Source organism: Escherichia coli (genome assembly GCF_036503815.1).
Taxonomy (GTDB): Bacteria; Pseudomonadota; Gammaproteobacteria; order Enterobacterales; family Enterobacteriaceae; genus Escherichia; species Escherichia coli_F.
On the sequence record NZ_AP027764.1, the window covers coordinates 861823 to 874609 of the forward strand.

The following is a 12787-nucleotide window of genomic DNA, read 5'->3' on the forward strand; positions in this document are numbered from 1 at the left end:
CGTAATTAGTGGCTAACCGTCTGTGTGCCTGTCGGGACACGAACGTGTTTATATTTGAACATCGCCATAAACGCGAAGGCCAGAACCACGGAGTAACCTGCGAAAATCAGCCATACGGTTTGCCAGTCGGTAATGCCGTTTTGGGTATACATCTCAACCACTTTACCGCTCACGATGCCGCCGAGGATACAGCCGAAGCCGTTGGTCATCATCAGGAACATCCCTTGCGCACTGGCGCGAATTGCCGGGCTAACTTCTTTTTCGACAAACACCGAGCCAGAGATGTTGAAGAAGTCGAATGCGCAACCGTAAACGATCATCGACAGTACCAGCAGCACGGTACCGAACGGAGTCGGGTCGCCGTAAGCAAACAGCGCAAAACGCAGGATCCACGCCACGATACTGATCATCATTACGTTCTTAATACCGTAGCGGCTTAAGAAGAACGGGATGGTCAGAATGAACAGGGTTTCAGAGATCTGCGAAATCGACATGATGATTGACGCATGCTGCACGATGAAGCTGCTGGCAAACATCGGATCTTTGTCGAAGCTGTGCAGGAAGGTATTACCAAACATGTTGGTAATCTGCAGTTCCGCGCCCAGCAGCATTGAGAAGATGAAGAAGATTGCCATACGCTTGTTTTTAAACAGCGCGAATGCATCGAGGCCCAGCAGGGTTGTCCAGCTCTGATTCGCTTGCTGTTTAGCAACCGGAATATGCGGCAGAGTCAGGGTAAACAGAACCAGAATGGCGGAAAGAGCTGCGCCAATATACAGCTGCATGTGGCTTAATTCGAAGCCAGACAGGCTCACCACCCACATTGCCATGATAAAGCCGATGGTGCCCCAGATACGGATTGGCGGGAAGTCAGTAACGATATCCATCCCGGCATTTTGCAGGCGATAGTAAGAGATGGTGTTGATTAACCCAAGCGTTGGCATATAAGCAAACGAGTTAATCAATATCACAAGGAACATCGCTTCCGGCGTCGTGACCTGTGCTGCCATGAACAGCGTGATAGCGCCAATGGTGTGGCAAATGGCATAGACCCATTTCGCACTTAACCATTTGTCGGCCACAATCCCCAGCAGCGCAGGCATAAAGACCGCGGCGATACCCAGTGAGCTATAAACTGCGCCAATAGAAGCACCGTCAAACTTCAGGGTAACAAACATATAGGAACCGAGGGTCGTCAGCCAACTTCCCCACAGACAGAACTGCAGAAAAGAGAGGATTTTCAGCTGCAGCTTAAGATTCATGTTAATTTCCTCACATCGTGATGCGGATGAGTGTTTGAAAAAGCACATTTGACCGTGCGAGATGATGCGATTCTATCAACTTCGCAGACTGGTTTTTTGTTACCTGTGGCAAATAATTGCAAACATTCCCAATTTGCAAAACGAAATTGTGATGTGGATAACATTTTTGCCCCTGAGCATCGTCAGGGGCGGTAAGTGGAATTATCGGCGGCGGTAAGATTTTTGCGCAGTGTTCACTTTATAAAGATAACGGCGAGATTCCGCAGAGGGATGGCGGGTCGTCAGCGTCTGATAAACATCGCCCGGCGTCATGGTGTTAATAATATTAGCCGCCTGAATCTTATCATTCGAAAAGACTCGCAGCACGCTGCCTGCGCCGCCGTTATAGGCGGTGATGACGGCGTAACGCCGCGACGTTGGGTTATCAATTCCGCCAAGATAAACATTATTCAGCATCGCCAGATACGCGGTGCCGGTATCAATATTGCTGGCAGGATCAAACAAGAAACTGCGGCTCGGCGTGCCGGATTTCCCCTGCGAGCGGAACACATCTTTCCCGGCAGTATGTTGTACCACCTGCATTAGCCCCAGCGCGTCGGAACGGCTGACCGCATAGGGGTTAAAGGAAGATTCGGTCTGCATAATTGCGAGAATCAGCGACTCATCAACGCCATATTTCCGTGACGCCTGGCGGACCATGCCGAGATATTTGTGCGCACGTTTATCAAGGTGGTTCGGCACCATGTTAATGGTGACACTGTAGATGATACGCAGCCCGTTGCTGCGGCTTTTCAGACGGTTTTTCAGCAGATAATCCGCGAAGTTGCTCGCACGACCTTCCCAGCGAATCGGCTGCCCGGTGTTGTCCACCACCTGACCGTAAAGGAAAGGTTCTTTCGAAATCGTAATATCATCAACGTCGGAATAGAGATCGACCGAACTCGGATCGTCACCCATCAGCAACGTTTTGATTATTGCCCGGCGCAGGTGCGCGGCAGGTTCTGTCCCGGCGATGGTTTCGATAGTAATCGTACCGTCATCGAAGTTGATGTGGCTGCGGGTCTGATATTGATCGGTGTATTTCACGTAGTCCTTAGGACCGGCGATCACCACCTCTTTGAAGCCCCAGATGTTCTCAATATTGTGGGCAAATTGCCCCATCAGAATATCAAAACCGTTGGTATCTTTGACCCAGGCTTCGTTATAGGTATCGCCTTTTTTGGTCGTCGAACAGGAGATGAGCAACGGCGCAATCAAAGCCAGCGCGAGATATTTTTTCATCATTCCGGGTGCGTGTTGTGTTTGTATTTATGCAGGTGCCGGAGGCGTGCTCCGGCACTGTTTTTATTTTTTATCTTCCGGCGTATAGCCCTCGATATGCACCTCTTTACCCTCGAACAGGAAGTTGACCATCTCCTGCTCCAGCAGTTTGCGGTGCTCGGCATTCATCATGTTGAGTTTCTTTTCATTAATCAGCATGGTTTGTTTGTGCTGCCACTGCGCCCAGGCTTCTTTGGAGATCTCGTTATAGATGCGTTTTCCCAGTTCGCCGGGGTACAGCTGAAAATCCTGACCTTCTGCTTCACGTTGCAGGAAAGTACAAAAAATCGTTCTGCTCATAAATCATCCTCTTTATCGACTCACGCGCTAAACCGGCGCGCCAGTGCGTAACTGCTGTAACAAACGCTCCACGGGAGCCGCCAGGCCAACTGACGGCGGTTGCGCTAAGTTATACCAGAGCGCATTGCCTTCATCCATGCAGCCGGTGAATAACGACACGGGAAGCCACATAGGCACAATATCTAAGTGGAAATGGCTGAATGTATGGCGAAACGCGGTCAGCTGCGTCAGGTTATCGGCAGCAATCTGCCGTTGCGCCAGCCATTGCCGCAAACTTTCTTCATCGGCAAACTGCGGGAAACAGTATAAACCGCCCCACAATCCGCTCGGCGGACGCTGCGCCAGAAATACTTCATCTTCGTGCTGTAACAGCAGAAAGTAGCCGGTGCGCTCCGGTAGCGTCTGTTTCGGTTTTTTGCCCGGATAAAGCGACCAGCTATTGTTGGCGGTGGCAATACACCCGTTTTGTAGCGGACAGAGCGAACATTTCGGCTTCGAGCGCGTACAAATCATCGCGCCCAAATCCATCATCGCCTGGTTAAACCGTTCCACGCCAACCGCGGGCGTCACCTGCTCGCTCAAACTCCATAGTTTATTCTCGACCTCTTTTTTCCCAGGCCAGCCGCTTACAGCATAGCAGCGCGCCAGCACGCGTTTGACGTTACCGTCGAGAATCGGAAAGTGCTTACCCAGAGAAAGCGAGAGAATCGCGCCTGCGGTGGAACGCCCGACGCCCGGTAACGCGGCAACCTCATCAAAGGTTTCCGGGAATTTACCGCCGTGTAAGGTGGCAACTTGCTGTGCCGCTTTATGTAGATTGCGCGCGCGGGCGTAATAGCCCAGTCCGGTCCACAAGTGGAGAACTTCGTCCAGCGGCGCATTGGCGAGATCGGTCACCGTCGGGAAGCGCGCCATAAAGCGTTCAAAATAGGGGATAACGGTCGCAACCTGAGTTTGTTGCAACATCACTTCTGAGAGCCATACTTTGTAGGGCGTCTTGTCAATTTGCCAGGGCAGAGTTTTTCGCCCGTATTTATCGTACCAGTCCAGAACCTGGGCTGAAAATTGCGACGCTTGCATGGTCACCGAATTCACTGTTGTTGGGGGCAAGATTGCAGCACAGCGACGGCAGGGTGTAAACCGGAACTTTCCGCAGCCACGGCCTTATCATGCTTGCATCCGGCAACTAACTTTGGATAATGCCCGTTTTCAGAACACTTTCACAAGCGACTAAATCTTTATGAAAAACGACGTCATCTCACCGGAATTTGATGAAAACGGCCGCCCGCTGCGCCGTATCCGTAGTTTTGTGCGCCGCCAGGGGCGACTGACCAAAGGCCAGGAACATGCGCTGGAAAACTACTGGCCGGTGATGGGCGTTGAGTTCAGCGAAGATATGCTGGATTTCCCTGCGCTTTTTGGCCGTGAAGCGCCAGTGACGCTTGAGATTGGTTTCGGCATGGGGGCGTCGCTGGTGGCAATGGCTAAAGATCGCCCTGAGCAGGACTTCCTCGGCATTGAAGTGCATTCACCAGGCGTTGGTGCGTGCCTGTCTTCTGCGCATGAAGAGGGCTTAAGCAACCTGCGCGTGATGTGTCATGATGCGGTTGAAGTGCTGCATAAAATGATTCCTGACAATTCATTGCGCATGGTGCAGCTCTTTTTCCCTGACCCGTGGCACAAAGCGCGCCATAATAAACGCCGTATCGTTCAGGTGCCGTTTGCCGAACTGGTAAAAAGCAAACTGCAGCTGGGGGGCGTATTCCATATGGCGACCGACTGGGAACCTTATGCGGAACATATGCTTGAAGTGATGTCTTCTATTGACGGTTATAAAAACCTGTCAGAGAGCAATGATTACGTACCGCGTCCGGCATCACGTCCGGTGACGAAATTTGAACAACGTGGTCATCGTCTTGGTCACGGAGTATGGGACTTAATGTTCGAGAGGGTGAAATAATGGCAAAGAACCGTAGCCGTCGTCTGCGTAAAAAAATGCACATCGACGAATTCCAGGAATTAGGATTTTCGGTGGCATGGCGATTCCCGGAAGGTACATCGGAAGAACAGATTGATAAAACCGTTGATGACTTTATTAACGAGGTTATCGAACCGAACAAACTGGCCTTTGACGGCAGAGGATATCTGGCCTGGGAAGGTCTGATCTGCATGCAGGAAATCGGCAAATGCACCGAAGAACATCAGGCGATTGTGCGTAAGTGGCTGGAAGAGCGCAAACTGGATGAGGTACGCACCAGCGAACTTTTCGACGTTTGGTGGGACTAAGAAAGCATACGGGCGATGACAAATGCAAAACTGTCTGATGCGCTACGCTTATCAGGCCTGGAAAGATGCACAATCGAGTAGGCCGGATAAGGCGTTTACGCCGCATCCGGCATGGATAACGTGTACTTTGTTATCAATCTGGGGCCAGCAAATGCTGGCCTGATTTGTTCTTGAGGGAAGACTATGATGCGCAAAATGCTGCTGGCGGCAGCACTTTCAGTGACGGCGATGACCGCTCACGCCGACTACCAGTGCAGCGTCACGCCGCGTGATGATGTGATTGTCAGCCCGCAAACCGTGCAGGTGAAGGGCGAAAACGGCAATCTGGTGATCACGCCAGACGGCAACGTGATGTATAACGGTAAGCAATATTCCCTGAACGCCGCCCAGCGCGAGCAGGCGAAGGATTATCAGGCTGAACTGCGTAGTACGCTGCCGTGGATTGATGAAGGCGCGAAAAGCCGCGTCGAGAAAGCCCGTATCGCGCTGGATAAAATCATCGTTCAGGAGATGGGCGAAAACAGCAAAATGCGCAGCCGTCTGACCAAACTTGATGCGCAACTGAAAGAGCAGATGAACCGCATTATCGAAACGCGCAGCGATGGCCTGACGTTCCACTATAAAGCCATTGATCAGGTTCGCGCCGAAGGCCAGCAATTAGTGAATCAGGCAATGGGCGGAATTTTACAGGACAGCATTAATGAAATGGGCGCGAAAGCGGTGCTGAAAAGCGGTGGTAACCCATTACAGAATGTGCTGGGAAGCCTGGGCGGTCTGCAATCCTCAATCCAGACCGAATGGAAAAAGCAGGAAAAAGACTTCCAGCAGTTTGGCAAAGATGTCTGTAGCCGCGTTGTGACTTTGGAAGATAGCCGCAAAGCCCTGGTCGGAAATTTAAAATAATCCTCTATTTTAAGACGGCATAATACTTTTTTATGCCGTTTAATTCTTCGTTTTGTTACCTGTCTCTAACTTTGTAGATCTCCAAAATATATTCACGTTGTAAATTGTTTAACGTCAAATTTCCCATACAAAGCTAAGGGATAATGCGTAGCGTTCACGTAACTGGAGGAATGAAATGGAGTTTTTCAAAAAGACGGCACTTGCCGCACTGGTTATGGGTTTTAGTGGTGCAGCATTGGCATTACCCAATATCACCATTTTAGCAACCGGCGGGACCATTGCCGGTGGTGGTGACTCCGCAACCAAATCTAACTACACAGCGGGTAAAGTTGGCGTAGAAAATCTGGTTAATGCGGTGCCGCAACTGAAGGACATTGCGAACGTTAAAGGCGAGCAGGTAGTGAATATCGGCTCCCAGGACATGAACGATAATGTCTGGCTGACACTGGCGAAAAAAATTAACACCGACTGCGATAAAACCGACGGCTTCGTCATTACTCACGGTACCGACACGATGGAAGAAACCGCTTACTTCCTCGACCTGACGGTGAAATGCGACAAACCGGTGGTGATGGTCGGCGCAATGCGCCCGTCCACGTCCATGAGCGCAGACGGTCCATTCAACCTGTATAACGCGGTAGTGACCGCAGCTGATAAAGCCTCCGCTAATCGTGGCGTGCTGGTGGTGATGAACGACACCGTACTGGACGGTCGCGATGTCACCAAAACCAACACCACCGACGTAGCGACCTTCAAGTCTGTTAACTACGGTCCTCTGGGTTACATTCACAACGGTAAGATTGACTACCAACGTACCCCGGCACGTAAGCATACCAGCGACACGCCGTTCGATGTCTCTAAGCTGAATGAACTGCCGAAAGTCGGCATCGTTTATAACTACGCTAACGCATCCGATCTTCCGGCTAAAGCACTGGTAGATGCGGGCTATGATGGCATCGTCAGCGCTGGTGTGGGTAACGGTAACCTGTATAAATCCGTGTTCGACACTCTGGCGACCGCCGCGAAAAACGGCACTGCAGTAGTGCGTTCTTCCCGCGTACCGACGGGCGCTACCACTCAGGATGCCGAAGTGGATGATGCGAAATATGGCTTCGTGGCCTCTGGCACGCTGAACCCGCAAAAAGCGCGCGTTCTGCTGCAACTGGCTCTGACGCAAACCAAAGATCCGCAGCAGATCCAGCAGCTCTTCAATCAGTACTAATCACCTCGCCCCGGTATCGTGCCGGGGCTTTTCACTTCAGACTCACGTCCATTGCCAATTTTTATCACCCTAATGATAATCACCGGAATAAATTATTCCGCGCGAGGGTTTTCGGGTGAAAATGCAATGGATTGTAGGCACGGCGCTGCTTATGTTGATGACTGGTAATGCCTGGGCAGATGGCGAACCGCCAACTGAAAATATCTTAAAAGATCAATTCAAAAAGCAGTATCACGGCATTCTCAAGCTTGATGCCATCAGCTTAAAAAATCTTGATGCTAAGGGTAATCAGGCCACCTGGTCAGCGGAAGGCGATGTCTCTTCCAGTGACGATCTCTATACCTGGGTCGGTCAGTTGGCAGATTACGAACTGCTCGAACAGACCTGGACGAAAGATAAACCGGTAAAATTCTCGGCGATGTTAACCAGTAAAGGAACGCCCGCGTCTGGCTGGTCGGTGAACTTTTACTCTTTTCAGGCGGCAGCCAGCGATCGTGGGCGGGTGGTCGACGATATCAAAACGAATAATAAATATCTGATCGTGAATAGCGAAGATTTCAATTATCGCTTTAGTCAGCTTGAATCAGCGTTGAATACCCAGAAGAACTCGATTCCTGCGCTGGAAAAGGAAGTGAAAGCGCTTGATAAGCAAATGGTGGCGGCGCAGAAAGCAGCGGATGCATATTGGGGAAAAGATGCAAACGGTAAGCAAATGACCCGCGAAGACGCATTTAAAAAAATTCACCAACAGCGTGATGAGTTTAATAAACAGAACGATAGCGAGGCGTTCGCGGTTAAATATGACAAAGAGGTTTATCAACCGGCGATTGCGGCATGTCATAAACAGAGTGCAGAGTGTTATGAAGTGCCGATTCAGCAGAAGCGAGATTTCGATATCAACGAACAACGGCGACAGACTTTTCTGCAATCACAAAAACTTAGCCGTAAATTGCAGGATGACTGGATAACGCTCGAAAAAGGGCAATATCCGTTAACGATGAAAGTTTCAGAAATAAACAGTAAAAAAGTCGCGATTTTGATGAAAATTGACGATATCAACCAGGCTAATGAACGCTGGAAAAAAGATACCGAACAATTGCGGCGCAATGGGGTGATTAAGTAATTTTTGCGATGACGCAAGAGTTGTAGCCGGATGTTGCGTACACGCCGCATCCGGCAATACAAATTTACTCAGCCAGAAAAAGCTCCAGCAGCGAATTTAAAAACAACTTCCCATGTTCCGTTATCTGCCAGTAATCCGCACATTCTGTGAGATAACCCTGAGCAATAGCCTCGTCTAACTGAGGGCGAATAACCTCTTCTGAAAGGCCAGTATACTGGCTAAACTCCACGCGCGGCGCGGCTTCCAGCAGACGGAAGCGATTCATAAAGAACTCAAACGGCTTATCTGCGGCTTCGACATCACGCTGGCTTTCCAGATACCGCCCCTGCATAAAACCACGCGGATGACGCGTTTTGGTGGTACGCAGAATGCGCCCATCCGGGAAGGTGACTTTGCCGTGCGCGCCGCAGCCAATACCGATGTAGTCACCAAATCGCCAGTAGTTGAGATTGTGCTGGCACTGATAACCTGGTTTGGCGTAAGCGGATGTTTCATATTGCTGATAACCCGCAGCCGTTAATAACTGATGCCCTTGCTCGAAGATATCCCACAATGCATCGTCGTCCGGCAGTACAGGAGGGCGTGAGCCAAACAACGTATTAGGTTCGATGGTCAGTTGATACCAGGAAAGGTGCGGCGGATTCAGTTCAATGGCCTGGCGTAGATCGCCAAGCGCCTCTTCCAGTGATTGATCAGGCAACCCATGCATCAAATCGAGGTTAAAACTACGCAGCCCCAGCCCGCTTGCCAGATTTGCCGCCCGTTTCGCTTCTTGCGGGCCATGAATACGTCCAAGTCGTTTTAGCTTTTCTTCGCTAAAACTCTGCACACCAATAGAGATGCGGTTTACACCAGCACGCTGATAATCAACAAAGCGATCGGCTTCTACCGTGCCTGGGTTCGCTTCCATGGTGATTTCTGCATCCGCTGCCAGCGGCAAACGCGCACGCACGCCGTCCAGCAGCGTTTGCATCGCCGGGCCAGAAAGCAGGCTCGGCGTACCGCCGCCAATAAAGATTGTCTGCACTTCACGGCCCTGAGCGTAAGCCACATCGTTGTCCAGATCGTTAAGCAGATGCTGAACATAATCGTCGTGCGGCACTTCTCCTTTCAACGCGTGAGAGTTGAAATCGCAGTACGGGCATTTCTGCACGCACCACGGGATGTGAATGTAGAGACTCAGCGGCGGTAATTTAACCATTTCGTAAAGCGTCCAACAGCAGTTTCAATGCCTGACCACGGTGGGAAATGGCGCTCTTTTCTTCGCGGGTCAGTTCGGCAGCAGTTTTACCTTCGGAAGGCACGAAGAAGATTGGATCATAACCAAAGCCGCCAGTACCCGCCGGTTCACGAGTAATCACGCCAGACCAGCTACCGTGGCACACCAGCGGAGTCGGATCTTCCGCGTGGCGCAGATATACCAGCACGCAGTGGAAACGCGCCTGACGTTGGTCGTCCGGTACGTCTTTCATTGTTTCCAGCAGTTTTTGCAGATTCTTTTGATCGGTCGCGTCTTCACCGGAATAACGTGCGGAGTAAATCCCAGGCGCGCCGCCAAGCACATCTACCGCCAGACCAGAGTCGTCGGCAATTGCTGGTAAACCGGTCACTTTTGCCGCGTGTCGTGCTTTCAGAATCGCGTTTTCGATAAAGGTCAGGCCGGTTTCTTCGGCAGAATCTACGCCGAGGTCTGTTTGGGCCACGATATCAAGACCGAAGTCGCTAAGCAGCGACGCCAGCTCACGCACTTTACCGGCATTGCCGGTTGCGAGGACAACTTTTTGCATAGGATACCTAATTAATTAACGCCGCGATTTCTGGCGGGATTTGTTGCGGATTAATGATTTTAATTTGTTTGTGGCGGCCAAGTTCGCCTTTTTCAATCACCACCTGGCTTTTGGCTACCCGGAATTGCTTGCCGAGAAACTTCACCAGATGGCTGTTGGCCTGGCCGTCAACTGGCGGCGCGGTAATGGCGACTTTTACTTCGTCGCCATGTAAACCGACAATAGAATCACGGCTGGCTTTCGGCTGAATATAAAGCCGTAAAACCAGACCGTCATCATTAACTGTTACGGCACTCATAACGCCATCCACAGCCCCGGTAGTAGCATATTTCCGGTCGCCTGCAGTACTTCTGCGACACCCATATTAATGACATACAGCAGCAGAACGAGGATCATCGGCGAGAAATCAATCCCACCCATTGCTGGCAGCAGGCGGCGAATCGGGCGCAGCAGAGGATCGGCAAGCTGAATCAGGACGTATTCAATCGGGCTACGACCCTGGCTTACCCAGCTCATAATCGCCATCACCAGCAGGACCCAGAAAATCAGCAGGCCGATGGTTTTCAGCAAAATCAGTAAACCGGCAATCCAGATGATTGGCAGGAAGGTCACCACTTTAAACAGCACGATGGCTTTGATGAAACTGAGAATGTACGCAACCAGCAGTGAGGCGCTGTCAATTGGCCCCATTGCAGGAATAACGCGGCGCAGTGGCCCGATAATTGGCTGCGTTACCTTCACTACAAACTGTGAGAAGGGGTTGTAAAAATCACAATGAGCCCACTGCATCCAGATGCGTAATAACAGCACCATGGTATACAGCTCAATGACCGTTGAAAGCAGGAAAGTCAACGTATTCATGGCGTTCCTTTAATTCCTTATTTTTTAGAGTAATCACGCGCACCAAAAATTGCAGTGCCGATACGAACCATCGTGCTACCTGCCGCGATGGCGGCTTCCATATCGTCCGACATTCCCAGAGAGAGCGTGTCGATATGCGGGTAGCGCGTTTTCAGTCCGGCAAATGCTACAGCCATTTGGCGTGCAACTTCAAACTGCCTTACATATTCTGACTCAGGCGCAGGGATTGCCATCAGCCCGCGCAGACGTAAACGCGGTAGTTCAGAGACCGCTGCTGCCAGCTCGTCCAGTTCAGCCAGTTGAATCCCGGACTTACTGTTTTCATCACTAATATTAATTTGAATCAGTACGTTAAGAGGGGGGAGTTCTGCCGGGCGCTGGTCGTTCAGGCGGGTGGCGATGCGCAAACGGTCGATGGTATGACACCAGTCGAAATGTTCTGCCACCAGGCGGCTTTTATTAGACTGCAACGGGCCAATAAAATGCCATTCTAATCCTGTTACGCCCAGTTCCTGAAAGTGGCGAATTTTATCTACCCCTTCCTGAACATAGTTTTCACCAAATTGACGCTGCCCGGCATCAATGGCTTCTGCGATGGCGCTCGCAGGTTTTGTTTTACTGACTGCAAGCAGCGTAATTTCTTCTGGAGAACGGCCGCAACGCGTTGCAGCCGCTGAGATTTTGTCCCGGACCTGTGCCAGGTTATGCGCAATATCGTTCATTTTCCGAGGATCTTAGTATGAATATGGAAGAAATTGTGGCCCTTAGTGTAAAGCATAACGTCTCGGATCTACACCTGTGCAGCGCCTGGCCCGCACGATGGCGTATTCGCGGAAGAATGGAAGCTGCGCCGTTTGACGCGCCGGACGTGGAAGAGCTATTGCGGGAGTGGCTGGATGACGATCAGCGGGCAATATTGCTGGAGAATGGTCAGTTAGATTTTGCTGTGTCGCTGGCGGAAAACCAGCGATTGCGCGGCAGTGCGTTCGCGCAACGGCAAGGTATTTCTCTGGCATTACGGTTGTTACCTTCGCACTGCCCGCAGCTCGAACAGCTTGGCGCACCACCGGTATTGCCGGAATTACTCAAGATCGAGAATGGCCTGATTCTGGTGACGGGGGCGACGGGGAGCGGCAAATCTACCACGCTGGCGGCGATGGTTGGCTATCTCAATCAACATGCCGATGCGCATATTCTGACGCTGGAAGATCCTGTGGAATATCTCTATGCCAGCCAGCGATGTTTGATCCAGCAGCGGGAGATTGGTTTGCACTGTATGACGTTCGCATCGGGGTTGCGGGCTGCATTGCGGGAAGATCCCGATGTGATATTGCTCGGAGAGCTACGTGACAGCGAGACAATCCGTCTGGCGCTGACGGCGGCAGAAACCGGGCATCTGGTGCTGGCAACATTACATACGCGTGGTGCGGCGCAGGCAGTTGAGCGACTGGTGGATTCATTTCCGGCGCAGGAAAAAGATCCCGTGCGTAATCAACTGGCAGGTAGTTTACGGGCGGTGTTGTCACAAAAGCTGGAAGTGGATAAACAGGAAGGACGCGTGGCGCTGTTTGAATTGCTGATTAACACACCCGCGGTGGGGAATTTGATTCGCGAAGGGAAAACCCACCAGTTACCACATGTTATTCAAACTGGGCAACAAGTGGGGATGTTAACGTTTCAGCAGAGTTATCAGCAGCGGGTGGGGGAAGGGCGTTTGTAAATC

15 protein-coding genes are annotated in these 12787 nt (G+C 51.2%); 6 read left to right on the forward strand and 9 right to left on the reverse strand.

From position 1 onward, the window contains the following. Nucleotides 1–5 precede the first annotated feature (5 nt). The 4 genes from nupG to mutY all read right to left on the reverse strand — a co-directional run bounded on the left by nupG (nt 6) and on the right by mutY (nt 3962). Nucleotides 6–1262, reverse strand: coding sequence for a nucleoside permease NupG (gene nupG, locus AABJ99_RS04145; RefSeq protein WP_001049791.1), 1257 nt, complete (start codon nt 1260–1262; stop codon nt 6–8). 201 nt (nt 1263–1463) lie between these two features. Then, a complete protein-coding gene (gene mltC, locus AABJ99_RS04150; RefSeq protein ID WP_000760323.1) occupies nt 1464–2543 on the reverse strand; it encodes a membrane-bound lytic murein transglycosylase MltC in 1080 nt (359 codons plus the stop codon). A gap of 63 nt (nt 2544–2606) precedes the next feature. Further along, the gene (yggX, locus tag AABJ99_RS04155; protein ID WP_000091700.1) at nt 2607–2882 is read right to left on the reverse strand and encodes an oxidative damage protection protein; all 276 of its coding nucleotides are present in this window, start codon (nt 2880–2882) and stop codon (nt 2607–2609) included. 27 nt (nt 2883–2909) lie between these two features. Then, a complete protein-coding gene (gene mutY / locus AABJ99_RS04160) occupies nt 2910–3962 on the reverse strand; it encodes an A/G-specific adenine glycosylase (RefSeq protein WP_338387498.1) in 1053 nt (350 codons plus the stop codon). 160 nt (nt 3963–4122) lie between these two features. Between mutY and trmB the strand changes: the two genes are divergently transcribed. The 5 genes from trmB (at nt 4123) to yggM (ending at nt 8416) form a co-directional block, all read left to right on the forward strand. Beyond that, nucleotides 4123–4842: a tRNA (guanosine(46)-N7)-methyltransferase TrmB gene (gene trmB, locus AABJ99_RS04165; RefSeq protein WP_000786916.1), complete on the forward strand. Its 720-nt coding sequence runs from the start codon at nt 4123–4125 to the stop codon at nt 4840–4842. Next, a complete protein-coding gene (yggL, locus tag AABJ99_RS04170; RefSeq protein WP_338387499.1) occupies nt 4842–5168 on the forward strand; it encodes a YggL family protein in 327 nt (108 codons plus the stop codon). Before trmB ends, yggL begins: the two co-directional genes overlap by 1 nt. 183 nt (nt 5169–5351) lie before the next feature. Then, nucleotides 5352–6071, forward strand: a complete 720-nt coding sequence (gene yggN, locus AABJ99_RS04175; protein WP_000984793.1) for a DUF2884 domain-containing protein — start codon at nt 5352–5354, stop codon at nt 6069–6071. Nucleotides 6072–6246: 175 nt separating this feature from the next. Beyond that, complete coding sequence (ansB, locus tag AABJ99_RS04180) at nt 6247–7293, forward strand: L-asparaginase 2 (protein WP_000394126.1); 1047 nt, start codon at nt 6247–6249, stop codon at nt 7291–7293. A 115-nt stretch (nt 7294–7408) separates the two neighbouring features. Further along, a complete protein-coding gene (gene yggM / locus AABJ99_RS04185; protein WP_338387500.1) occupies nt 7409–8416 on the forward strand; it encodes a DUF1202 family protein in 1008 nt (335 codons plus the stop codon). Nucleotides 8417–8480: 64 nt separating this feature from the next. Here the strand turns inward: yggM and hemW are convergent, their stop codons facing one another. Genes hemW through yggS form a run of 5 tightly spaced genes read right to left on the reverse strand, consistent with a single transcriptional unit; the run spans nt 8481 to nt 11786 of the window. Then, complete coding sequence (gene hemW / locus AABJ99_RS04190; RefSeq protein ID WP_039021550.1) at nt 8481–9617, reverse strand: radical SAM family heme chaperone HemW; 1137 nt, start codon at nt 9615–9617, stop codon at nt 8481–8483. Beyond that, nucleotides 9610–10203, reverse strand: a complete 594-nt coding sequence (gene rdgB / locus AABJ99_RS04195) for an XTP/dITP diphosphatase (protein WP_001174755.1) — start codon at nt 10201–10203, stop codon at nt 9610–9612. The genes hemW and rdgB overlap by 8 nt, the downstream gene beginning before the upstream one ends. 7 nt (nt 10204–10210) lie before the next feature. Beyond that, nucleotides 10211–10501 (reverse strand): DUF167 family protein YggU, encoded by a 291-nt coding sequence (gene yggU, locus AABJ99_RS04200; RefSeq protein ID WP_001277222.1) that lies wholly within the window; start codon nt 10499–10501, stop codon nt 10211–10213. After that, the gene (gene yggT, locus AABJ99_RS04205) at nt 10498–11064 is read right to left on the reverse strand and encodes an osmotic shock tolerance protein YggT (protein ID WP_001094831.1); all 567 of its coding nucleotides are present in this window, start codon (nt 11062–11064) and stop codon (nt 10498–10500) included. The genes yggU and yggT overlap by 4 nt, the downstream gene beginning before the upstream one ends. A 17-nt stretch (nt 11065–11081) precedes the next feature. Then, nucleotides 11082–11786: a pyridoxal phosphate homeostasis protein gene (gene yggS, locus AABJ99_RS04210; protein WP_000997797.1), complete on the reverse strand. Its 705-nt coding sequence runs from the start codon at nt 11784–11786 to the stop codon at nt 11082–11084. Nucleotides 11787–11803: 17 nt separating this feature from the next. Between yggS and yggR the strand changes: the two genes are divergently transcribed. Further along, nucleotides 11804–12784 carry a PilT/PilU family type 4a pilus ATPase gene (gene yggR, locus AABJ99_RS04215; RefSeq protein ID WP_072039640.1) on the forward strand — a complete coding sequence of 327 codons (981 nt, stop codon included), beginning with the start codon at nt 11804–11806 and terminating at the stop codon, nt 12782–12784. Nucleotides 12785–12787 lie beyond the last annotated feature (3 nt).